At 67.5% G+C, this 22,068-nt stretch carries 19 protein-coding genes; 14 read left to right on the top strand and 5 right to left on the bottom strand.

The genetic code is table 11. The features are described from left to right. Positions 1-47 precede the first annotated feature (47 nt). The 4 genes from KY493_RS09130 to KY493_RS09115 all read left to right on the top strand — a co-directional run bounded on the left by KY493_RS09130 (position 48) and on the right by KY493_RS09115 (position 4,376). Positions 48-971 carry a DnaJ C-terminal domain-containing protein gene (locus KY493_RS09130; RefSeq protein WP_219896051.1) on the top strand — a complete coding sequence of 308 codons (924 nt, stop codon included), beginning with the start codon at positions 48-50 and terminating at the stop codon, positions 969-971. Further along, on the top strand, positions 968-2,131 hold the full coding sequence (locus KY493_RS09125; RefSeq protein WP_219896050.1) for a phosphoserine transaminase: 1,164 nt from the start codon (positions 968-970) through the stop codon (positions 2,129-2,131). The genes KY493_RS09130 and KY493_RS09125 overlap by 4 nt, the downstream gene beginning before the upstream one ends. 76 nt (positions 2,132-2,207) lie before the next feature. Beyond that, positions 2,208-3,500, top strand: a complete 1,293-nt coding sequence (locus KY493_RS09120) for an adenylosuccinate synthase (RefSeq protein ID WP_219896049.1) — start codon at positions 2,208-2,210, stop codon at positions 3,498-3,500. A gap of 75 nt (positions 3,501-3,575) precedes the next feature. Continuing rightward, positions 3,576-4,376, top strand: a complete 801-nt coding sequence (locus tag KY493_RS09115) for a two-component system response regulator (protein ID WP_219896048.1) — start codon at positions 3,576-3,578, stop codon at positions 4,374-4,376. 18 nt (positions 4,377-4,394) lie between these two features. On the opposite strand, the gene rpoH is transcribed toward KY493_RS09115, so the two are convergent. From rpoH to gap, 5 genes are all read right to left on the bottom strand, one after another. Next, positions 4,395-5,282 (bottom strand): RNA polymerase sigma factor RpoH, encoded by an 888-nt coding sequence (gene rpoH / locus KY493_RS09110; protein WP_219896047.1) that lies wholly within the window; start codon positions 5,280-5,282, stop codon positions 4,395-4,397. Between the two features lie 229 nt (positions 5,283-5,511). Continuing rightward, a complete protein-coding gene (locus KY493_RS09105) occupies positions 5,512-6,513 on the bottom strand; it encodes an RluA family pseudouridine synthase (RefSeq protein WP_219896046.1) in 1,002 nt (333 codons plus the stop codon). A gap of 66 nt (positions 6,514-6,579) precedes the next feature. Continuing rightward, positions 6,580-7,665, bottom strand: coding sequence for a class II fructose-bisphosphate aldolase (gene fba / locus KY493_RS09100; protein WP_219896045.1), 1,086 nt, complete (start codon positions 7,663-7,665; stop codon positions 6,580-6,582). A gap of 86 nt (positions 7,666-7,751) precedes the next feature. Continuing rightward, positions 7,752-8,948, bottom strand: coding sequence for a phosphoglycerate kinase (pgk, locus tag KY493_RS09095; protein WP_219896044.1), 1,197 nt, complete (start codon positions 8,946-8,948; stop codon positions 7,752-7,754). A 146-nt stretch (positions 8,949-9,094) separates the two neighbouring features. Continuing rightward, positions 9,095-10,102: a type I glyceraldehyde-3-phosphate dehydrogenase gene (gap, locus tag KY493_RS09090; protein ID WP_219896043.1), complete on the bottom strand. Its 1,008-nt coding sequence runs from the start codon at positions 10,100-10,102 to the stop codon at positions 9,095-9,097. Positions 10,103-10,601: 499 nt separating this feature from the next. On the opposite strand from gap, the gene KY493_RS09085 reads away from it, so the two are divergent. The 10 genes from KY493_RS09085 to KY493_RS09040 all read left to right on the top strand — a co-directional run bounded on the left by KY493_RS09085 (position 10,602) and on the right by KY493_RS09040 (position 22,064). Then, positions 10,602-12,335, top strand: coding sequence for a dihydroxy-acid dehydratase (locus KY493_RS09085; protein ID WP_219896042.1), 1,734 nt, complete (start codon positions 10,602-10,604; stop codon positions 12,333-12,335). Between the two features lie 3 nt (positions 12,336-12,338). Further along, positions 12,339-13,367, top strand: coding sequence for a ketol-acid reductoisomerase (gene ilvC, locus KY493_RS09080; protein WP_219896041.1), 1,029 nt, complete (start codon positions 12,339-12,341; stop codon positions 13,365-13,367). Between the two features lie 6 nt (positions 13,368-13,373). After that, entirely contained in the window at positions 13,374-15,077 is a 1,704-nt protein-coding gene (gene ilvG, locus KY493_RS09075; RefSeq protein WP_219896040.1) for an acetolactate synthase 2 catalytic subunit, read from the top strand. Position 15,078: 1 nt separating this feature from the next. Further along, positions 15,079-15,333, top strand: a complete 255-nt coding sequence (locus tag KY493_RS09070) for an ACT domain-containing protein (protein ID WP_219896039.1) — start codon at positions 15,079-15,081, stop codon at positions 15,331-15,333. Continuing rightward, entirely contained in the window at positions 15,330-16,571 is a 1,242-nt protein-coding gene (locus KY493_RS09065; RefSeq protein ID WP_219896038.1) for a 2-isopropylmalate synthase, read from the top strand. The genes KY493_RS09070 and KY493_RS09065 overlap by 4 nt, the downstream gene beginning before the upstream one ends. Then, positions 16,564-17,985, top strand: coding sequence for a 3-isopropylmalate dehydratase large subunit (gene leuC / locus KY493_RS09060; protein WP_219896037.1), 1,422 nt, complete (start codon positions 16,564-16,566; stop codon positions 17,983-17,985). Before KY493_RS09065 ends, leuC begins: the two co-directional genes overlap by 8 nt. After that, entirely contained in the window at positions 17,978-18,562 is a 585-nt protein-coding gene (leuD, locus tag KY493_RS09055) for a 3-isopropylmalate dehydratase small subunit (protein WP_219896036.1), read from the top strand. The genes leuC and leuD overlap by 8 nt, the downstream gene beginning before the upstream one ends. Continuing rightward, entirely contained in the window at positions 18,562-19,668 is a 1,107-nt protein-coding gene (leuB, locus tag KY493_RS09050; RefSeq protein WP_219896035.1) for a 3-isopropylmalate dehydrogenase, read from the top strand. Before leuD ends, leuB begins: the two co-directional genes overlap by 1 nt. A 160-nt stretch (positions 19,669-19,828) precedes the next feature. Then, positions 19,829-21,256, top strand: a complete 1,428-nt coding sequence (locus KY493_RS09045; RefSeq protein ID WP_219898452.1) for an ammonium transporter — start codon at positions 19,829-19,831, stop codon at positions 21,254-21,256. Positions 21,257-21,362: 106 nt separating this feature from the next. Further along, the gene (locus KY493_RS09040) at positions 21,363-22,064 is read left to right on the top strand and encodes a TorF family putative porin (RefSeq protein WP_219896034.1); all 702 of its coding nucleotides are present in this window, start codon (positions 21,363-21,365) and stop codon (positions 22,062-22,064) included. Positions 22,065-22,068 lie beyond the last annotated feature (4 nt).

Here is a 22,068-nt window from a genome sequence, read left to right as displayed (position 1 = left end):
CTTAACTGACGGCTTGGCTTTCCTATCTTTGCGGAGCGACAGACGGCGTGGCGAGCGATCCCTACAAGGAATTGGGCGTGTCCCGAACCGCCTCTCCCGAGGAGATCAAGAAGGCGTTCAGGAAGCTGGCCAAGGAGCTGCATCCCGACCGCAACCCGGGCGACAAGCCGGCCGAAGACCGGTTCAAGCGCATTACCGCCGCCTTCGACATCCTGGGCGACGAGGACAAGAAGGCCAAATACGACCAGGGCGCCATCGATGCGGACGGCAACGAGCAGTTCCGCGGCTTTGGCGGCGGGCGGGCCAGCGGCAGTCCGTTCGGACAGGGCGGATCGAGCGGGTTCGGCTTCGGCCGCGAAGGCGGGCCGGGCGGTCGCGCCAACTTCGAAGGCGTCGATCTGGACGAAATCTTCGGCATGTTCGGAGGCGGCGGACGCCGACCAGCCGGGCCGCAGCGTGGTCAGGACGTGCGGGCGACGCTGGAGATCAGCCTGGAAGACGCCATCGCCGGCGCCACGCGGCGCATCCAGTTCTCGGACGGGCGCACGCTGGACGTGACCATCCCGAAAGGCGCGACCGACGGCCAGACCATCCGCCTAAAAGGTCAGGGCGGGCCGGGGCGCGGCGGCGAGGCCGGCGACGCCCTGATCGAACTGAGGCTGGCGCCGCATCCGCTGTTCCGGCGCGAAGGCGCCGATCTGGTGATGGACCTGCCGGTATCGGTCCCCGATGCGGTGCTGGGCGGCAAGGTGCGCGTGCCGACGCCAGAGGGCGCGGTGTCGATGACCATTCCCAAGGGCTCGAACTCGGGCCGGGTGCTGAGGCTGAAAGGGCGCGGGGCTCACGAGGGCGGACGACGCGGCGACCTCTTGGCGCGGCTGATGGTGACGCTGCCAGACGCGCCGGACGAGACGCTGGTGCGCTTTGCCGAGGATTGGCGTGACAAGCGGCCGTACCAGCCGGGGCAATGAGGGTGATCGACAAGCCCCAGACCAAGCCCGAACGACCGTGGTTTTCGGCCGGGCCGACGGCCAAGCGGCCGGACTATGCGCTCGAGGGCCTGCCGACGAAGTTGATGGGCCGCGGCATTCGGGCGCCGGAGGTGGTGGAGCGGTTCGCGCACGGCCTGAGGCTGACGCGCGAGGTGCTGGAGGTGCCGGACGATTACGTCATGCTCTATACGCCCGGGTCTGACACCGGAGCGGTGGAGGCGGCTCTGTGGGGCATGCTGGGCGCGCGCGGCGTGCAGGTGATCGCCTATGAGAACTTCGGCCTGACGTGGGCGGCGGATGTGCGCGATCACCTGAAGCTGGAGCCGGAGGTGCTGGAGGCGCCTTGGGGCGAGCTGCCCGACCTGTCGCGCGTGGACTGGTCGAAAGACGTGGTGTTCCCGTGGAACGGCACCACGTCGGGCGTGCGGGTGCCGGATGCGGACTGGATCGATGCGGACCGACAGGGGCTGGCGGTCTGCGACGCAACCTCGGCCGCCTTCGCCATGCCGTTGCCGTGGGACAAGCTGGATGTGGTGACGTTCAGCTTCCAGAAGGCGCTGGGCGGCGAGGCGGGCATCGGGGTCATGGCGCTGTCGCGGCGGGCGGTGGAGCGGCTGGACGTTTATCGTCCCGATCGGGCGATTCCTAAGGTGCTGCGGATCGCCGACAAGAACGGTTTTGATCGTTCGCTGGCCGACGGCGTGGCGATCAACACCTTCTCGATCCTGACCATCGAAGACTGGATCGACGCGCTGGATTGGGCGAAGTCGGTCGGCGGCCTGTCCGAGCTGATCCGGCGCACAAACGCCAACTACGCCGCGCTGGCCGAGTGGGTGGAGCGGACGGACTGGATCGACTTCCTGCCGGAGCGGCCGGAAATCCGATCCACGACTTCGGTCTGCCTGAAGTTCACGGATGCGCGCGTGGAAAGCCTGGACGCCAAGGCGCAGAAGGCGTTCGTGACGCGGTTCAAGGCGCTGCTGGAAGGCGAGGGCGCCGTGTTCGACATGGAGCCGCACAGGAACGCGCCGCCGGGCCTGCGCCTTTGGTGCGGTTGCACGGTCGAGACGGCCGACGTACGCGCCGCCACCCCCTGGCTGGAGTGGTCGTTCCAGACTGCGGTGTCAGAGGTCGGATAAATCCGACCGCTTGGGAGGACACCGCCCGATTCCCCGGTTATAGGCTGCGCCCGCATCAAGTGCGGAGAGAACGGTCTTGGCGAACGTGGCGGTGGTCGGCGCTCAGTGGGGCGACGAGGGCAAGGGCAAGATCGTGGACTGGCTGTCCAACCGCGCCGACTGGGTCGTGCGGTTCCAGGGCGGGCACAATGCGGGCCACACGCTGGTCGTCGGCGACGTCACCTACAAGCTGAGCCTGCTGCCAAGCGGCGTGGTCCAAGGCAAGCCGTCGGTGATCGGCAACGGGGTCGTGGTCGATCCCTGGGCGCTGATCGACGAAATCGGACGGATCGAGGCGCAAGGGGTGAAGATCACGCCCGAACTGCTGACGCTCGCGGACAACGCCTGCCTGATCCTGCCGCTGCACCGCGACCTGGATCAGGCGCGCGAGGCCCAGGCCGGTCAGACCAAGATCGGCACCACCGGACGGGGCATCGGCCCGGCCTATGAGGACAAGGCCGGGCGGCGCGCGATTCGTGTCGGCGACCTGTCGGACCCGGAAGCGCTGGACGCCAAGATCGAACGACTGCTGGCGCACCACAATGCGCTGCGGCGCGGGCTGGACCTGGCGGAAGTGGATGTCGCCAGCCTGAAGGCCGAGCTGCTGGCCATCGCGCCCAAGGTGCTGCCGTTCGCCAGCCAGCCGGTGTGGCGCATGCTGGATCAGGCGTACCGCGACGGCAAACGCATCCTGTTCGAAGGCGCGCAGGGCACGCTGCTGGACGTCGATCACGGCACCTATCCCTATGTCACCTCGTCCAATACGGTGGCGGGGCAGGCGGCGGCGGGATCGGGCCTGGGGCCGCGTTCGGTCGGCTATGTGCTTGGCATCGTCAAGGCCTACACCACGCGGGTGGGCGAAGGGCCGTTCCCCACCGAGCTGTTCGACGAGGCCGGCAAGCGCATCGCCGAGCGCGGGCGCGAGTTCGGCACGGTCACGGGTCGGGCGCGTCGCTGCGGCTGGTTCGACGCGGTGCTGGCGCGACAGTCGATCGCCATCAACGGCATCCACGGCATCGCCCTGACCAAGCTCGATGTGCTGGACGGGTTCGAGGAACTGAAAATCTGCGTCGGCTATCGCATCGGCGGGCGCGAGTTCGACTATCTGCCGGCCGGCATGAAGGACCAGGCCGCAGCCGAGCCGATCTATGAGACGATCGAAGGCTGGTCCGAAAGCACCCAAGGTGCGCGGTCCTGGAAGGACCTTCCGGCCAATGCGATCAAATATGTCCGCCGGATCGAGGAACTGATCGCCGCGCCGGTTGCGCTGCTGTCGACCAGCCCTGAGCGGGACGACACCATCCTGATGCACGACCCCTTCCAGGGGTGAGACGAGCGGCGGCGCTCAAGGCCATCTTAACCCTGGCGGGACTAGCGTGAGCGATCTGTCGCCACGGAGTCCCGCTTGTTCGCCGCCGATCCCAAGACGCTGAACCGGATCGCTCCGTCCATCCGGCGGATCGTGATCGCCGACCCGAATCCGGCGTCGGCGCGGCTGCTGATGGACATCATGAAGGTGATCGGTTCGCGCGAGGTCTTCATCGAGAGCGATGAGGAACGGGCGCTGGAACTGCTGCGCGACGTCGAGCCGGGGATGGTGTTCACCGAACGGCGGGGCGAGACGCTGAACGGCGAGACGCTGACGCGGCGACTGCGGCGCTCGTCCATGATCTGCCGGACGGCCCCGGTGATCATGGTGACGAGCGATGCGACCGCCAGCTCGATCAAGGGCGCGCGAGACGCCGGGGTGCATGAGTTTCTGCGCAAGCCGTTCACCGCCGGCGACCTGTTCAAGCGCATCGAGAACGTCGCACTGAAGGCTCGGCCGTGGATCGAGGCCGTCGGCTATGTCGGACCCGACCGGCGCCGCTTCAATTCGGGGGAATACGCCGGCGCGCGCAAGCGCAAGGCCGATGCGGCGTCGAATGAAACGACCATCGACCCAAAAACCCAGGCGTTGCGCATCCTCGCGGCCGCACTCGCCCAGTTCAATCAAGACCCGATGCAGGCGGCCCGTGCGGTCAAGCAGCAGGTCGATACGCTGAAGGCGCTGGCGGCCAGCACCGGCGACATCAATCTGGCGATCGCGGCGAACGGACTGGACGCCTATCTCAGCGGGGGCGGCGTGACCAAGGATGGTCTGGCCCAGCCGATCGGGGCGATCCTGGCGCTAAGCGCGCCGGTGCCGCAGACGCGCGCGGGCTGATCCCGCGCGCTTCTACACTCAGGCGTCGACCAGATTGCGCTCTTCTGCAGCGGCGCGCATGGCCTTTTGCAGCTTCTCGAACGCCCGGACCTCGATCTGGCGCACGCGTTCGCGAGAGACGCCGTACTGGCTGGCCAGTTCCTCCAGCGTCACCGGATCGTCCTTGAGGCGACGCTCGGTCAGGATGTGCTTTTCGCGGTCGGTCAGCTCTTCCATCGCTTCCTGAAGCAGGCCCATGCGCAGACCGCGCTCTTCGTCCTCGGCTAGCTTGGTCTCCTGCGAGACGGCGGTGTCGTCGGCCAACCAGTCCTGCCATTCGCTTTCACCGTCGGCGCGCAAGGGCGCGTTCAGCGAAGCGTCGCCGCCGAGCCGGCGGTTCATGTTGGTGACCTCTTCCTCCGACACGCCCAGCTTGGTGGCGATGGCCGAGAGGTGTTCGGGATGCAGGTCGCCTTCCTCGAAGGCCGAGATCTGGCTCTTGGCCTTGCGCAGGTTGAAGAACAGCTTCTTCTGGGCGGCGGTGGTGCCCATCTTCACCAGCGACCAGGAGCGCAGGATGTATTCCTGGATCGAGGCGCGGATCCACCACATGGCGTAGGTGGCCAGGCGGAAGCCCTTGTCCGGATCGAACTTCTTGACCGCCTGCATCAGGCCGACGTTGCCTTCGGAGATGACTTCGCCGATCGGCAGACCATAGCCGCGATAGCCCATGGCGATCTTGGCCACGAGGCGCAGGTGGGAGGTGACGAGACGGTGCGCGGCCTCAGGGTCCTGGTGCTCGGACCAACGCTTGGCCAGCATGAACTCCTCGTCCTTGGTCAGCATCGGAAACTTGCGGATTTCCGTGAGATAGCGCGACAGGCCCTGTTCGGGCGACATGATGGTGAGCGAGCTGTTGGCGGCCATTACGGTCCCTCCGACCAAGATAGTGCGAGCGGGCGCTTCGACCCCGGCCACCGATTGTGCGCCGACGCCTCTCCCCTCAACCGGACAAGTAGCGATGGGTTGCCGACCTTTTTAGGGACGGATGGTCACACGAAAGCGTGACTGTATCCCCGGCGCCACTCGCCTTGGATGAGCCGTGCTTCTAGCACAGTCTCTGTTGCCGTTCAAGACCGAGTGGAGAGGTCAGGTATTAGAGCGCCGTCAGCAGGTGCTCGAGGCGCTGCATGTCCGCAGGCGGATCGGTCTCGAAGCGCAAGGCCTCACCCGTCACCGGATGACTGAAGCCCAGCACGGCGGCATGGAGAGCCTGGCGGGCAAGGCCGGCCTGGGTGATAGCGGCGCGAACGGGCGCGGCGGGGCTGCCGGAGCCATAGACGGGGTCGCCCAGCAGCGGCGCGCCTCTGGAGGCCAGGTGCACGCGAATCTGATGGGTGCGGCCGGTCTGGAGCGTGCAGGCCACGCGGGCGGCGAGCGGCGCGCCCGATGCCTTGGCGGGCTGACCAAAGGTGCGCTGGACGACATAGTCGGTGATCGCCTCTCGCCCGCCGACGCGCAGTACGGCCATCTTCTTGCGATCGCCGCTGGAGCGGCCGATGCGGGTCAGGATGCGGTCCCGCGGAGGCGATGGGGCGCCGCGGGTCAGGGCGATGTAGGTGCGCTCAATGTCGTGGGCGGCGAACAGGGCGGAGAGGCCGGCGTGCGCGCGGTCCGATTTGGCGGCGACCATGACGCCTGAGGTGTCCTTGTCCAACCGGTGGACGATGCCGGGGCGCGCCACGCCGCCAATGCCCGACAGGGACGCGCCGCAGTGGTGCAGCAGGGCGTTGACCAGGGTGCCCGTCTCGCAACCGGGCGCCGGGTGGGCGGCCATCCCGGCGGGTTTGTCGACCACGATCAGGTCGGCGTCCTCGAACAGCACGACCAGCGGAATGGCCTCGGGCTGGGGATCGGCCGGCGCGATGGGCGGAAGGGCGACGGCGTAGAGGCCGGGCAAGGCCTTGGCCGAGCCGGTGCTGACGGGCAGCCCGTCGCGGGTCACGGCGCCTTCCGCCAGCAGGGCCTGGAGGCGGGCTCTGGAGAGGCTGGGAAAGGCGTCCGACAAGGCCTTGTCGAGGCGGACGCCGGGAGCGTCGATCCTCGCGTCCAGCCGCTCTCGGGCAAGATCATCGTCGTCGAAAAAGGCGTTGGTCACGCCGGCGCGCTTAGCACGCGCGGACGCCCGAACGAAGACGGGCGACCCGAAGGCCGTCCGTGAAGCTTAGGCGGCCTGTGACGCCGCCGTGCGGAAGTGCGGGTTGAGTTCGCCCGAGGCGTAGCGTTTGGCCATCTGGGCGGTGGACAAGGGCTTGATCTTGTCGGCCATGCCCTCGCAGCCGAACTGCTGATAGCGTTCGATGCAGAGCTTGCGCATCGCTTCCTTGGCCGGCTTCAGATAGGCGCGGGGGTCGAACTCGCCCGGCTTTTCCATCAGCACCTTCCGGATCGCGCCGGTGATGGCCATGCGGTTGTCGGTGTCGATGTTGATCTTGCGCACGCCGTGCTTGATGCCGCGCTGGATCTCCTCGACCGGCACGCCCCAGGTCTGGGGCATCTGGCCGCCGTACTGGTTGATGATGTCCTGCAGGTCCTGCGGCACGGAAGAACTGCCGTGCATCACCAGGTGGGTGTCGGGCAGGCGGCGGTGGATTTCCTCGATCACATGCATGGCCAAGATGTCGCCATCCGGCTTCTTGGTGAACTTGTAGGCGCCGTGGCTGGTGCCCATGGCGATGGCGAGCGCATCGACCTTGGTGGCGGCGACGAATTCGACCGCCTGATCCGGGTCGGTCAGCAGTTCGGAGTGATCCAGCTTGCCCTCGAAGCCGTGGCCGTCTTCGGCCTCGCCCATGCCGGTCTCGAGCGAACCCAGCACGCCCAGCTCGCCCTCGACCGATACGCCGCAGCTATGCGCCATCTCGGTGACGCGACGGGTGACGTCGAGGTTGTATTCGTAGGAGGCTGGGGTCTTGGCGTCCTCCATCAGCGAGCCGTCCATCATCACCGAGGTGAAGCCGTACTGGATGGCGGTGGCGCAGGTGGCCGGGCCGTTGCCGTGGTCCTGGTGCATGCAGACCGGGATGTTCGGATAGAGCTCCGCCAGCGCGTCGATCAGCTTGGCCAGCACGATGTCGTTGGCGTAGGAGCGCGCGCCGCGAGAGGCCTGGATGATGACAGGGGCGTTGACCGCCTCGGCCGCCTCCATGATCGCCAGGCCCTGTTCCATGTTGTTGATGTTGTAGGCCGGCAGGCCGTAGTCGTTCTCGGCCGCGTGGTCGAGCAGCTGTCGCAGCGTGATGCGCGCCATGATCGGGGTCTCCTGAGCAGGTCTTTTTATTGGCCGATGTTCTAGACCCGCCGAGCTTCCAAGTCACGCCATGTTACAGCCGGAGCTCAGGCGCGCAGGGCCTCGACGCCGGGCAGGGGCTTGCCTTCCATCCACTCCAGGAAGGCGCCTCCGGCGGTGGAGACAAAGGTCATGTCGTTGGCCACGCCCGCGTGGTTCAGCGCCGCCACCGTGTCGCCGCCGCCAGCAACCGCGGTCAGCTTGCCGGCCTTGGCCAGTTCCGCCGCATGCTTGGCGGCCGCGACGGTCGCGGCGTCGAAGGGCGGAACCTCGAACACGCCGAGGGGGCCGTTCCAGATCAGAGTCCGGGCGGCGTCCATGGCGGCGGTCAAGCGCGCGACGGTTTCGGGGCCCGCGTCCAGGATCTTGTCGTCAGCCGACAGAGCGTCGCCAACCTTGACCGCGCGGGCGTCGACACCGGGCCTGACCTCTGTTGCGACCACCACATCGACGGGCAACAGCAGTTCGCAGCCCTTGGCCTCGGCTTCGGCCATGATCTCGCGCGCGGTGTCGGCCATGTCCTTTTCGGCGAGCGAGCCGCCGATATCCACGCCCTGGGCGTAGAGAAAGGTGTTGGCCATGCCGCCGCCGATGGCCAGCTGATCGAGCTTGCCCACCAGGTTCTTCAGGAGGTCCAGCTTGGTCGAGACCTTGGAGCCGCCGACGATGCCCAGCACCGGCTTGATCGGGCTGCCCAGCGCCTTGTCCAGCGCCTCAAGTTCGCGCCTCATCGACTCGCCGGCATAGGCGGGCAGCAGGCGCGCCAGGCCTTCCGTCGAGGCGTGCGCCCGGTGGGCGGCCGAAAAGGCGTCGTTGACATAGAGGTCGCCGAGAGCCGCCAACTGTTGCGCGAACGCGGGATCGTTCTTCTCCTCGCCCTTGTGGAAGCGGACGTTTTCCAAGAGCGCCACGCCGCCCGCGTCGAGATCGGCGATCACAGCCCTGGCCTCGTCACCCACGCAGTCTTCGGCGAAGCGAACCGGGGCGCCCAGCAGTCGCTCCAGATCATCGACCACCGGCTTCAGGCTCATCGACGGCACGCGATCGCCCTTGGGACGGTCGAAGTGAGCCAGCAGGGCGACCTTGGCGCCCGCGTTCCGCAGGCGCTCGATCGTCGGCAGGGCGACGCGAAGGCGGGTGTCATCGGTGACCTTGCCGCCCTCCATCGGCACGTTGAAGTCCACGCGGACCAGGGCGGTCTTGCCGGCGAGGTCCGTGGCGTCGTCGAGAGTGCGGAAGGTCATGGTGCTTTCCTTCTCCTCCCTGTCGCGCAGCGATGGGGAGGTGGCGCGGCGCCGTCAGGCGGCCAGACGGAGGGGCTTGCGTGCGGAACGAACCCCTCCACCACATCGTGGTCCCCCTCCCCATCTGCATGGGGAGGAGAGGCGGGTCAGATCAGCTTGGCCATCGCCAGGGCGGTGTCGCTCATCCGCGTCGCGAAACCCCATTCGTTGTCGTACCAGCTCAGCACGCGCGCCAGCTTGCCATCGACGACCTGGGTCTGGGGCAGGGCGGCGGTGGAGGAGGCGGCGATGTGGTTCAGGTCGCTGGACACCAGCGGATCGGTGGTGGTGGCCAGAACGCCCTTCATCGGACCGTCTGCGGCCGCCTGAAGCGCCGCGTTGATCTCGTCCACCGAGGTTTCTCGGCCCGCGACGACCTTCAAGTCGATGACGGAGACGTTCGGGGTCGGCACGCGGATCGACGATCCGTCGAGCTTGCCCTTCAGCTCCGGCAGCACCAGGCCCAACGCCTTGGCGGCGCCGGTGGAGGTCGGGATCATCGACAGGGCGGCGGCGCGGGCGCGGTAGAGGTCCTTGTGCATCGTATCCAGCGTCGGCTGGTCGCCGGTGTAGCTGTGCACCGTGGTCATGTAGCCGCGCTCGATGCCGAACAGGTCGTGCAGGACCTTGGCCACCGGCGCCAGCGCATTGGTGGTGCACGAGCCGTTGGAGACGATGATGTCGTCGGCGGTCAGCGTCTCATGGTTGACCTTGTAGACGATGGTCTTGTCGGCGCCGTCGGCGGGGGCGGAGACCAGCACGCGCTTGGCGCCGGCGGTCAGGTGCGCGCTGGCCTTCTCCTTGGAGGTGAAGATGCCGGTGCATTCGAAGGCGATGTCGACGCTCAGGTCCTTGTGCGGCAGGTTGGCCGGATCGCGCTCGGCCGTGACCCTGATCTTGCCCAGGCCCACGTCGATCCAGTCGTCGCCGCTCTCGACAGTGCCGGGAAAGCGGCCGTGCACGGAGTCGTAGCGCAGCAGGTGAGCGTTGGTCGCCACCGGCCCCAGGTCGTTGATCGACACCACCTCGATGTCGCGGCGGCCGTGCTCGGCGATGGAGCGAAGAACAAGGCGGCCGATGCGGCCGAAGCCGTTGATGGCGACGCGAACGGTCATGGGTTTCTCCTGAAGCCGAGCTTGATGTCGAGGCTTCAATGGAACGCACTGGAGCGCGTTTCAAGTGCGTGGCTGTAACGAGGCGTGATCGCTGGAGCGCCGTGATCGTCATGGCTCATGAGACTGCGTGGTCGAGCTTGCGGTGAGAAGATGCTGGCGAAGAGCGGCTATTCGGGCAGAAGAGAAAAACTATTGCGCGGCGCGCTTGTGCGCTGTCTGTCGGTGTGGTTACCTTCCGGAAGAACAGGAGCCCGCCGTGGCCATTCGCGCGACCGCATCAATGAACCGCCAGACCGCAATAGCGGTTCGCGCCGTTCGTGCATTTGCGCCTGCAGAAGGCCTGTCTGCGGTCATTTCGCTCGTACTTCTTGGCCTGCTTACGCAAGCGGCGTGGATGCACGTGACCTGAACCCACTCAACAGGATCGCCCCGCACCCACCCCGCTCCCGAAAGGAAGCGGGGTTTTTCGTGCTTGGCGGTTCGACAACGAACCAGACCGATGACGCAATATTCTACCTCTCAGCAGAAGGCGCCCAACGCGCGCAGCGCGGCGGTGACGCAAGGCCCGAACCGGGCGGCGGCCCGCTCCTATCTGCGCGCGGCGGGCATGCAGGACGCCGACTTCGACAAGCCCATGATCGGCATCGTCAACACCTGGTCGACGGTAACGCCCTGCAACATGCACCTGGATCGTCTGGCGAAGGATGTGCGCGCCGGGGTCACAGCGGCCGGCGGCTACCCGGTCGACTTCAACACGGTCGTCGTGACCGACGGCATCTCCATGGGCACGGCGGGGATGAAGGCCTCGCTGATCTCTCGCGAGGTCGTGGCCGACTCCATCGAACTGGCGATCGAGGGGCACCAACTGGACGGGGTGGTCTGCATCGTCGGCTGCGACAAGACCATCCCGGCGGCGGCCATGGCCCTGGCGCGAATGGATATCCCAGGTCTGGTCTACTACGGCGGCACCATCATGCCGGGCGTCATCGGGACGCGCGAGGTCTCGGTGCAGGAGGTGTTCGAAGCCATCGGCGCCCATTCGGCCGGGACGCTGGACGATGAGGGCCTGAAGGCGATCGAGAGCGCCGTCTGCCCCGGCGCCGGCGCCTGCGGGGGGCAGTTCACCGCCAACACCATGGCCATGGCTCTGTCCGTCATGGGCATCAGCCCCATGGGCGCCAACGACGTGCCCGCCGTCGATCCGGCCAAGGCGGCCGAGGGCGAACGCTGCGGACGGCTGATTGTCGAGCGCGTCTTCGCCGGCGACACCGCGCGCAAATACATCACTCGGGCCAGCCTGAAGAACGCCGCCGTCGCGGTGTCGGCCTCCGGCGGATCAACCAATGCGGTGATGCACCTGACGGCCATCGCTGCGGAGGCTGGGATCGACTTCGGCATCGAGGATTGCCACCAGTCCTGCGTCGAGGCGCCGGTGATCTGCGATCTGAAGCCTGGCGGGCGCTTCCTGGCTTCGCACCTGTTCGCGGCCGGCGGGACGCGTCTGGTGACCCAGCGCATGGCCTCGGCCGGCAAGATCGTGAACACCCCCACCGTCAGCGGCCGCAGCCTGTTCGTCGAAGCCTCCGAAGCGGAGGAAACACCGGGGCAAGAAGTCGTCGCGAGCTTTGACGCGCCGGTGATGGCGAGGGGCTCCTACGCCGTCATCCACGGGGATGTCGCGCCCGACGGCGCGGTGATCAAGCTGACCGGGCACAAGGTCGATCGGTTCGAAGGACCGGCCTGCGTCTTCGACTGCGAAGAGGACGCCTTTCACGCGGTGCAGGACGGCTCGGTCGGTGAGGGCGACGTGATCGTCATCCGTTACGAGGGGCCGAAAGGCGGCCCCGGCATGCGCGAGATGCTGCAGGTTACGGCGGCCCTGAAGGGGAGGGGCGTCGAGAATGTCGCGCTGATCACTGACGGACGTTTCTCGGGCGCCTCCTACGGCTTTGTCGCCGGCCATGTGTCGCCGGAGGCGGCCGTCGGCGGTCCTATCGCCCTGATCCGCGACGGCGACCGCATCACCATCGACGTCACCAATCGCCGCATCGATGTCGGCGCCGACCTGAAGGCGCGCCGCGCCGCCCATGTCGCGCCGCCACTGAAAGAAGCGCGCGGCGTCTTCGCCAAATACCGCGCCAGCGTGGCCTCGGCTGCCCAGGGCGCCGTCACCATCCCCAACCCGCCGCCGGCGCAAGTTCCGGCTCCTATCCAGACCCATGAGGAAGCCTGAGCCATGGCCATCACCATCTACACCAACGACGACATTCGACCGGGCGCCATCGCCGGCCAGCGCATCGCCATCATCGGCTACGGCTCGCAAGGGCGGGCCCATGCGCGCAACCTGCAGGACAGCGGCCACGACGTGATCGCGGGCGTTCGCCATGGCGGCAAGGGCTGGCGTCACGCGAACGAGGACGGCGTGCCGACCGCCGAGCCTGCGGACGCCGTCCGCGGCGCCGACGTCATCGCCATCCTGACGCCGGACATGGTGCAGGCGGAGATATACAGGACGATCGTCGAACCGAACGCCAAAACGGGCGCGGCCATCCTGTTCGCCCACGGCTTCTCGATTCACTACCGCCGAATCGCGCCGCGTGAGGACATGGACGTGATCCTGGTCGCGCCCAAGGGGCCGGGCGATCTGGTGCGACGCGAGTTCGCGCGCGGCCGCGGCGTGCCGGCCCTGTTCGCCATTCAGCACGACGCCACCGGCAAGGCGCGGGATCGGGCGATGGGCTATGCGCGCGGCATCGGTGGCGCGACCGGCGGCCTGATCGAGACCAGCTTCAGGGAAGAGACGGAAACCGACCTGTTCGGAGAGCAGGCCGTGCTGTGCGGCGGGGCCAAGGAGCTGGTGATGAGCGGCTTCAACACCCTGATTGAGGCCGGCTATCAGCCGGAGATCGCCTACTTCGAGTGCATGCACGAGCTGAAGCTGATCGTGGACCTGTTCTACGAAGGCGGAATCACCAAGATGAACGCGTTCATCTCGGAAACCGCCAAGTGGGGCTCGGTCTCATCGGGTCCGCGCGTGATCAACGCTGACACCCGCGAGCGGATGAAGGCGGTGCTGGCCGACATCCAGAGCGGCAAGTTCGCCGAGGACTGGATCGCCGAAAACGAGACGGGCAAGCCGGCCTATGACGCCCTGGTCAAGGCCGACAGCGAACAGCCCATCGAGATTGTCGGACAGGCGCTGCGCCAGCGCATGGCTTGGCTGAACGCGCCGCAGGCGGGCGCCCATCCGGCCCAGGCCGCCTGATCCGCCATGATCGCCTCCGCCGCCCCGAAGCCCGCGCCCGCCGTCGCGCAAAGCGGCGCCCGCCTGCTGATCTCCACGCTGGAGCGGCTGGGGGTGGGGGTGGTGTTCGGCTATCCGGGCGGGGCGATCATGCCGGTCTATGACGCCCTGGCCGGGTCGAAGCTGAAGCACATCCTGGTCCGTCACGAGCAGGGCGCGGCCTTCGCCGCCGACGCCTATGCGCGGGCCAGCGGCCGGGTCGGGGTGTGCATAGCGACGTCGGGGCCCGGCGCGACCAATCTGGTGACCGGCATCGCCAACGCCATGATGGATTCGGTGCCGATGGTCTGCATCACCGGCAATGTCGCGCAGGGCGTGATGGGGACGGACGCCTTTCAGGAGATCGACATCCTGGGCGTCACCCTGCCGATCGTGAAGCATTCCATCCTGGTGCGCGATCCGGCGGACGTGCCGGCGGCGGTGGAGGAGGCATTCCATATCGCGGCCGCCGGTCGGCCTGGGCCGGTGCTGATCGATATGCCCAAGGACGTGCAGGTCGGGACAACCACGGCTCCGCGCGGCTTCTCAGTTCCCAACATATCTGCGGGCGTCGACGACGATGCGGTGGCGGCGGCCGAGGCGGCGATCCGCGCGGCCAGGCGGCCGCTGATTTATGTCGGTGGCGGAGTGAAGATCGCCCGTGCGGCCGAGTTGCTTCGCGCCTTCGTGCGGGCGACGGGCATTCCTCAGGTCGCGACGCTGAACGCCTTGGGAACGATCCCAACGGGCGCGCCCGGCATGCTGGGCATGCTGGGCATGCATGGAGGACGGGCGGCTAATGATGCGGTTCAGGCGTGCGACCTGCTGATCGTCATCGGCGCGCGTTTTGACGATCGCGCGACCGGTAAGCTGGCTGAGTTCGCGCCCGGAGCCCGCGTGGTCCACTTCGACGCCGATGCGTCCGAGGTCGGCAAGATGCGGACGGCCGATGTGGCAGCGGTCGGCGATCTGAAGGCGGCGCTGGCGGCCCTGACCTTGCGGATGCGCGGCGGGCCGTCTCTCGACATCCAGCCATGGGTGGTGGACTGCGCCCGCGCCGCTGAAGCGCATGCGCCGCGCTATGACGCGCCGGGCGAGCGGATCTATGCGCCCGACCTGCTGAAACGACTGTCCGAGGCGGCCGGGGACGACTTCGTCGCGGCCTGCGACGTCGGCCAGCACCAGATGTGGGCGGCGCAGCATTGCCGCTTCTCTCGATCGGAGTCGCACATCAGCTCGGGCGGCCTGGGCGCCATGGGCTTCGGCCTGCCGGCCGGCGTCGGGGCCAAGCTGGCGAGGCCGCAAGACACGGTGGTCACGATCGCCGGCGACGGGGGCTTCATGATGAACATCCAGGAGCTGGCGACGCTGCGGCGCTACGCCATTCCGCTGAAAATCTGCCTGATCGACAACAGTTCGCTTGGCCTGGTGCGCCAGTGGCAGGAGCTGTTCTTCGCCGGGAACTATTCCGAGATCGACCTGTCCGACAATCCGGACTTCGTGGCGGTCGCCGAAGCCTTCGGCATTGAGGCCTTCCGCATCGAACGGCGCGACCAGGTGGATGGCGGGATCGCCCGCCTGCTGGCTGCCGAGGGCCCGTGCCTGATGCACGTGATCATCGATCCCAGAGACAACGTCTGGCCGCTGGTGCCGCCGGGCAAGTGCAACGCCGACATGATGGAGGGCTCCTGAGATGAGCAACACGATCCACATCCAGATCGACCGCGCCGACGGCTCGCTTCAGCGTCTCATCGGCTTGGTGGAGCGGCGGGGCTTCCACATCGACGGCATCAGCATGGCCGATGCGGGCGCAACTCGCGCCGTGGCCCTGACGGTGCGAGGCCGCGACGACCAACGCTGCACCGACGCCCTGGAACGCCAGGTCGACCGCCTGTTCGGCGTTCGCCGCGTCTCGCCCGACGCCTTCAGCATGCAGGCCGCAGGATGACCGATCGAGTAGCCGTAACCCGAACCGAACAGATCGCCGCGTCCGATCCGAACCGCGTGATCGTCTTCGACACCACCCTGCGCGACGGCGAGCAGGCGCCGGGCTTTTCCATGTCGGCCGAGGCCAAGGTCAGGGTGGCCGGCGTGCTGCGCGACCTGGGTGTGGACGTGATCGAGGCGGGCTTCGCCGCCGCCTCGCCGGGAGACGAGGACTGCATCCGCCGCGTGGCCGCCGAAGTGGAAGGGCCGGTGTTCTGTTCCCTGTCGCGCGCCAGCGAAGGAGACATCGACGCCGCCTGTCGCGCCCTGGCGCCCACGCCGCGCTCCCACCGGCGGGTACATGTGTTTCTGGGGACCAGCCCGATTCACCGCTCGGCCAAGCTCAAGATGAGCACCAACGCCGTGCTGGCGACGGCGGTGCGGGCTGTGGAATACGCCCGGAGCCTGTTCGACGACGTGGAGTTCTCGGCCGAGGACGCCTTTCGCACCGAGCCCGAGTTCCTGGCCGACGTGCTGGAGGCCGCCGCTGACGCCGGCGCCCGCACCCTGAATGCGCCGGATACCGTGGGCTACGCCACCCCGGACGAGGTCAAGACGCGCTTTCGCGAGCTGTCGGCGCGAATCCACGCGCGGCATCCGCACGCCATCCTGTCGGCGCACAATCACGACGACCTGGGCCTGGCGGTCGCCAACTCTCTGGCGGCGGTAGAGGGCGGTGCGCGGCAGATCGAAGTCACCGTCAACGGCATCGGCGAACGCGCCGGCAACGCCTCTCTGGAGGAAGTGGTCATGGCCCTGAAGGTGCGCAGCGATCGGTTCGGCGTCTCCACAGGCATGGAGACCAGGCACATGGTGCGGGCCTCGCGCACCCTGTGCGATGTCACCGAGACGACGGTGGCGCGCAACAAGGCGGTGGTGGGCATCAACGCCTTTGCCCACGAAGCCGGCATCCACCAGCACGGCATGCTGGCCGACAGCCGCACCTACGAGATCATGCGGCCGCAGGACGTGGGCTTCGACGGCAGCTGGTTCGTGCTGGGCAAGCATTCGGGCCGCCACGCCATCGCCAGGCGCGCAGAGATCATCGGCCGCCCTATCGACGGCGAACGGCTCGCCGCCGTGGCCGCGGCCTTCAAGCAGCGCGCCGATCAGATCGGGGAGATCGACGACGCGGAACTGATCGCCATCATCGACCAGGCGGACCAGGCCTCGAACGAGAGGATGCTGCGCTATGCATGAGTCTCCGCGCACCCTGTTCGACAAGGTCTGGGACGCCCACCTGGTGCGCCCCGAGACGCCGGACACGCCCGGCGTCCTCTATGTCGACCTGCATCTTGTTCACGAGGTCACCAGTCCCCAGGCCTTTGCCGAGATCGAGAGCCGGGGCCTCACGGTGCGGCGGCCGGATCGCACCTTTGCGACGCTGGACCACTCCACGCCCACCCTGCCGTCGGATCAGGATGGACGCCGCCCATATGTGACGCAGGAGGCCGAGGCGCAGGTCCATGCGCTGGAGCGGAACTGCGCCACGCACGGCGTGCCTCTGGCGGGTTGGGACTCCGAGGATCGCGGGGTGGTCCATGTCATGGGACCGGAACTGGGCCTGACCCAGCCGGGCATGACGGTGGTCTGCGGCGACAGCCACACGGCGACGCATGGAGCCTTTGGGGCTCTGGCTTTCGGCATCGGCACATCGGAGGTGGGCCATGTGCTGGCGACGCAGTGCCTTCTCCAACGCAAGGCGCGCACCATGCGCGTGACGGTGAATGGTCGGCTTCAATCAGGCGTGTCGGGCAAGGACCTCGCGCTAGCCGTGATCGCCGCCATCGGCTTTGGCGGCGGCACCGGCCATGTCATCGAATATGCAGGAGAAGCAGTGCGGTCCCTGGACATGGAAGGGCGCATGACCCTGTGCAACATGTCTATCGAGGCGGGCGCCCGCGCCGGCATGATCGCGCCGGACGACACCACCTTCGCCTGGCTGAAGGGCCGCCGACATGCGCCGCAAGGGCCGGCGTGGAGCAAGGCCGTGGCGCGTTGGCGCACGCTAAAGAGCGACCCGGGCGCGGTGTTCGACAAGGAGGTGGTGCTGGACGGCGCCGCCATACGGCCCATGGCCACCTGGGGCACGACGCCGGACGCGGGCGCTCCAATCGGCGCGCCGGTCCCGCAGCCCCGTTCGGACGCCGATCTGAAGGCGCAGGGCTATATGGGCTTTGAGGCAGGGCAGCCGACCACGTCACAGGCCGTGGACGTTGTGTTCATCGGCTCCTGCACCAACGGGCGCCTGCCGGACCTGCGCGCGGCAGCCGAGGTGCTGCGTGGCCGCAAGGTCGACCCGCGTGTCCGCATGCTGGTGGTGCCGGGCTCCGAAGCCGTGCGTCGCGACGCCGAGGCCGAAGGGCTGCATCAGGTGTTTCTCGCCGCCGGCGCCGAGTGGCGTATCCCGGGCTGCTCGATGTGCATTGCCATGAACGGTGACTTCGTCGCGCCCGGCCAGTTGGCGGTGTCCACCTCGAACCGCAACTTCGAGGGGCGACAGGGAAAGGGCGCGCGCACCATCCTGGCCAGCCCGGCAACCGCCGCCGCCAGCGCCGTCGCCGGCGTCCTGACCGATCCGCGCGCCTACCTGGAGGTTACGGAGCATGCCTGAACCGTTTCGAACACTGACGTCGCGGACGGTGACGCTGAGCCAGGCGAACATCGACACCGATCAGATCATTCCCGCGCGGTTTCTGACCACCACGACGCGCATGGGGCTGGGCAGGGCGGCCTTCTATGACTGGCGCTACGAGGCCGACGGCTCGGAGAAGCCGGAAGCGGTGCTGAACCGCATCGATCCCACCGAGCACCGCATCCTGCTGGTCGGGCGCAACTTCGCCTGCGGGTCGTCGCGCGAGCATGCACCCTGGGCGCTGCTGGACTATGGCTTCCGGGCGGTGATCGCGACGGAAATCGCTGACATATTTACATCAAACGCCTTGAAAAACGGCCTGCTGCCGATCGTGGTGGAGCAGTCCGTTTGGGATGATCTGGCATCGCATCCTCAGCAGCCGGTGACGATCGACCTTCAGGCGGGCGAGATCCGGCGCGGCAATGCGCCCCCCGTACCGTTCGGGATCGAATCCTTCGCGCGACAGTGCCTGCTGGACGGGGTGGACACCCTGGGCTGGCTGCAATCCAACATGCCCGAGATCGAAGCCTTTGAGCGTTCGAAAGAGACTGTCTGATGCTGAACACCGCTCCCAAGACCTTCAACATCGTGCTGCTGCCCGGAGACGGCGTCGGGTCGGAGGTGACGCGCGCCGCACGTGACGTGCTGTCGGTCATCGGCGACTTCTACGGCCATCATTTCGACTTCACCGAGCACCTGATCGGCGGCGCGGCGATCGATGCGACGGGCGAGGCCTTGCCGCCGGAGACGCGCGACGCCTGTCTGCAGGCCGACGCCGTTTTGCTGGGCGCGGTCGGCGGACCCAAGTGGGATGGCGGCAAGGTGCGGCCCGAACAGGGGCTGCTGGCCATCCGCAAGGCCATGGGCCTGTTCGCCAATCTACGCCCACTGCAGGTCTCGCCGGTGCTGGCCCACCGTTCGCCGCTGAAGAAGGAGATCGTCGAGGGCGTTGATCTGATCGTCTTTCGCGAGCTGACCGGGGGCGTCTACTTCGGCGAGAAGACCCGCACCGCCGATCGCGCCAGCGACCTGTGCGAATACACCGTTCCCGAGATCGAGCGGGTGACCCGCGCCGCCTTCCACACCGCGCGCCAGCGTCGCGGCAAGGTGACCTCGGTCGACAAGGCCAATGTCATGGAGACCAGCCGCCTGTGGCGGGAGGTCGTGACCCGCATCGGCGCCGAAGAGTTCCCGGACATCGAGCTGGAACATGCCCTGGTGGACTCCATGGCCATGCACCTGATCCGCAGGCCGCGCGACTACGACGTCATCCTGACCGAGAACATGTTCGGCGACATCCTGTCGGACGAGATTTCCGTTCTGGGCGGCTCCATCGGCCTGTTGCCCTCGGCGTCATTGGGAACGCAAGGGCCTGGCCTGTTCGAGCCGATCCACGGATCGGCGCCCGACATCGCCGGGCAGGACCTGGCCAATCCGGTCGGCGCGATCCTGTCGGCGGCTCTGTTGCTGCGTCACAGCCTGAGGCTGGAAGACGAGGCCGACTCGATCGAAGCGGCGGTCGCGGCCGTGCTGGCGGCAGGCGCGGTCACCGCCGATCTGGGCGGCGAGCTGGGCACGCGCGGAGCGACGGAAGCGGTGATCGACGCAATCAGGGCGATCCACTGGGCGGCGGCGCACCGCGTGCAGATGCACTGGGCCTGATCGACGGATCGTCGATAATGCGCATGGATCGTGCAGAAGATGAGGTTTGTTGCGCTGCTGTTGCACGAATGTTGCGGTTCTGACGTGTCAGGCGCTTGCGAACCGTTGATATGCGGTAAACAGTTCCTCCTGCGAGACTGCAGAAGGGGATACACGCATGATGTCGCAGATCAGAAAACGATGGGCGGGAGCGACAGCTTCGCTCTTACTAGCGGGCGGGCTTCTAGGAGGAGGCGCGGCCTTCGCTGCGGCTCCGATCGAGCCCGCCCCTGTTGTCGCCTCATCCGGATCGGGCGCGGCGGCCACCACCACAGCGGCGGCGGAAGCCGCTCCGCCGCCGCCCGCCTTGCTTGGCCATCAGGCCGCGCTTGAACTCGACGCCGCCGGCACGTCCTGGCTCGGCGTATCCACCGCCCTGGTGCTGCTGATGACCCTCCCCGGTCTGGCGCTGTTCTATGGCGGCATGGTGCGGCGCAAGAACGTCATCGCCACCATCACCCAGTCCGTCGGCGTCTTCGCCGTGGTGTCGCTGGTGTGGTTCATCGCCGGCTACAGCATCGCCTTCGGGGCCAACGGCGTGGAGGCGCTGCAGCCCTATGTCGGCAACCTGGACATGCTGTTCCTCAACGGCGTCAGCCTGCAGACCGCCAACAGCCTGCTGCCGGGCATTCCGGAGTTCCTGTTCATCTCGTTCCAGATGACCTTCGCCATCATCACCCCGGCGTTGGTCACCGGCGCCTTTGCCGAGCGGATGAAGTATTCGGGGCTGCTGCTGTTCACCGGCCTGTGGTCGCTCTTCATCTACGCCCCCATCTGCCACTGGGTCTGGGGCGGGGGCTTTCTCGGCGGCGCGGGCGTGCTGGACTTCGCCGGCGGTGCGGTGGTGCACGTCAACTCCGGCGTGGCGGGTCTGGTCTGCGCCCTGTTTCTGGGGCGGCGTCGCGGTTACGGGATCGATCCGATCAATCCGCACAATCCGGTTCTGACCATGATCGGCGCCTCCTTGCTTCTGGTCGGCTGGATCGGCTTCAACGCGGGCTCGGCCGGCGCCGCCAACGAACTGATGGGCGTGGCGTTGCTGAACACGGTGCTCGCCGCCGCCGCCGGCGCCCTGACTTGGAAGCTGGTCGAGGTTATCGAGAAGAAGAAGGTGTCGCTGATCGGCATGCTGTCGGGCGTGGTCGCGGGTCTGGTCGCCATTACGCCGGCCGCGGGCTTCGTCGATCCCAAGGGGGCGGTGATCATCGGCCTGATCGCCGGGCCGGTCTGCTACGCGGCTTCGGTGTGGATCAAGAAGCTGCTGCGTTACGACGACAGCCTGGACGCGTTCGGCATTCACGGCGCGGGCGGCCTGGTCGGCGCGCTCCTGACCGGAGTGTTCGCCACCACCGCGATCAACAGCCTGTCGGAAGGCGCCAACATCGGCGCCCAGGCGCTGGGTCTGGCCTGGACCATCGCCTATTCGGCGCTCGGCACCCTGGTCATCCTGGTGATCTGCAAGTTCACCACCGGCTTGCGCGTCAGCGAGGAGGAGGAGGCCGCCGGCCTCGACACCTCGCTGCACGGAGAGGCGCTCGAAGCGATCTGAAGGCGCAGGCCTGATCGAGACATATCACCGGCCGGTCCATGCGGATCGGCCGGAACGGGCGCGGCTGCGCGCCGCCGCCCCCAAGCTCCACACAAGGAAATGAACCATGAGCATTCAGTGCGTTCGTGCGTGCCTCGCTGCCCTTGCCTCCACCGCAGCGCTCGCCTCCGCCTCCGCCGCTTCCGCCCAGTCGTCGGATGTGGATGTGGCCTTCAACATCGGCGTGGTCAGCGACTACGTCTTCCGCGGCTTCAGCCAGACCGATCAGGACCCGGCGCTTCAGGGCGGTATCGACGCCACCTTCGGCGACAGCGGCTTCTACGCCGGCGCATGGGCCTCCAGCGTCGACTTCGGCGACGAGACGGATGCGGAAGTCGACATCTACGGCGGCTGGCGCACCGAGGCGTCCGGCTACGCCCTCGATTTCGGCGTCATCGGCTATGTCTATGTCGATGAGCCGGACGGCGCCGACTACAACCTGATCGAGCTCAAGGCCGCGGCGTCCCGCGCCATTGGTCCGGCCACGATCGGAGCGGCGGTTTACTACTCGCCGGACTTCTTCGGCGTGGACGAGCAGGCGACCTATGGCGAGGTCAGCGCCGCCTTCACCCCGGCCGAGAAGTGGACGGTGTCCGGCGCGGTCGGCCATCAGTGGCTGGACGTCAACGACGACTACACGACCTGGAACGCCGGCGTGTCCTACGCCCTGACCGAGAACCTGCTGGTGGACGGACGCTACTTCGATACCGATGTGGACGGGCCGCTCAGCGACGATCGGTTCGTCGGCACGATCAAGGTGCTGTTCTGACAAG

The organism is Brevundimonas sp. PAMC22021, from assembly GCF_019443405.1.
Lineage (GTDB): Bacteria > Pseudomonadota > Alphaproteobacteria > Caulobacterales > Caulobacteraceae > Brevundimonas.
The sequence above is the reverse complement of the archived record's forward strand: the minus strand, read 5'-3'. Positions and strand labels throughout refer to the sequence as shown.

What these genes read in the sequence shown, in the direction of transcription:
- KY493_RS09125 (WP_219896050.1), top strand. Translation starts at nt 968, where the DNA reads ATGAGGGTGATCGACAAGCCCCAGACCAAGCCCGAACGACCGTGGTTT.
- rpoH (WP_219896047.1), bottom strand. Translation starts at nt 5,282, where the DNA reads ATGGCCGCCAACAGCTCGCTCACCATCATGTCGCCCGAACAGGGCCTG.
- fba (WP_219896045.1), bottom strand. Translation starts at nt 7,665, where the DNA reads ATGGCGCGCATCACGCTGCGACAGCTGCTCGACCACGCGGCCGAGAAC.
- pgk (WP_219896044.1), bottom strand. Translation starts at nt 8,948, where the DNA reads ATGACCTTCCGCACTCTCGACGACGCCACGGACCTCGCCGGCAAGACC.
- gap (WP_219896043.1), bottom strand. Translation starts at nt 10,102, where the DNA reads ATGACCGTTCGCGTCGCCATCAACGGCTTCGGCCGCATCGGCCGCCTT.
- KY493_RS09085 (WP_219896042.1), top strand. Translation starts at nt 10,602, where the DNA reads ATGACGCAATATTCTACCTCTCAGCAGAAGGCGCCCAACGCGCGCAGC.
- ilvC (WP_219896041.1), top strand. Translation starts at nt 12,339, where the DNA reads ATGGCCATCACCATCTACACCAACGACGACATTCGACCGGGCGCCATC.
- ilvG (WP_219896040.1), top strand. Translation starts at nt 13,374, where the DNA reads ATGATCGCCTCCGCCGCCCCGAAGCCCGCGCCCGCCGTCGCGCAAAGC.
- KY493_RS09070 (WP_219896039.1), top strand. Translation starts at nt 15,079, where the DNA reads ATGAGCAACACGATCCACATCCAGATCGACCGCGCCGACGGCTCGCTT.
- KY493_RS09065 (WP_219896038.1), top strand. Translation starts at nt 15,330, where the DNA reads ATGACCGATCGAGTAGCCGTAACCCGAACCGAACAGATCGCCGCGTCC.
- leuC (WP_219896037.1), top strand. Translation starts at nt 16,564, where the DNA reads ATGCATGAGTCTCCGCGCACCCTGTTCGACAAGGTCTGGGACGCCCAC.
- leuD (WP_219896036.1), top strand. Translation starts at nt 17,978, where the DNA reads ATGCCTGAACCGTTTCGAACACTGACGTCGCGGACGGTGACGCTGAGC.
- leuB (WP_219896035.1), top strand. Translation starts at nt 18,562, where the DNA reads ATGCTGAACACCGCTCCCAAGACCTTCAACATCGTGCTGCTGCCCGGA.
- KY493_RS09045 (WP_219898452.1), top strand. Translation starts at nt 19,829, where the DNA reads ATGTCGCAGATCAGAAAACGATGGGCGGGAGCGACAGCTTCGCTCTTA.
- KY493_RS09040 (WP_219896034.1), top strand. Translation starts at nt 21,363, where the DNA reads ATGAGCATTCAGTGCGTTCGTGCGTGCCTCGCTGCCCTTGCCTCCACC.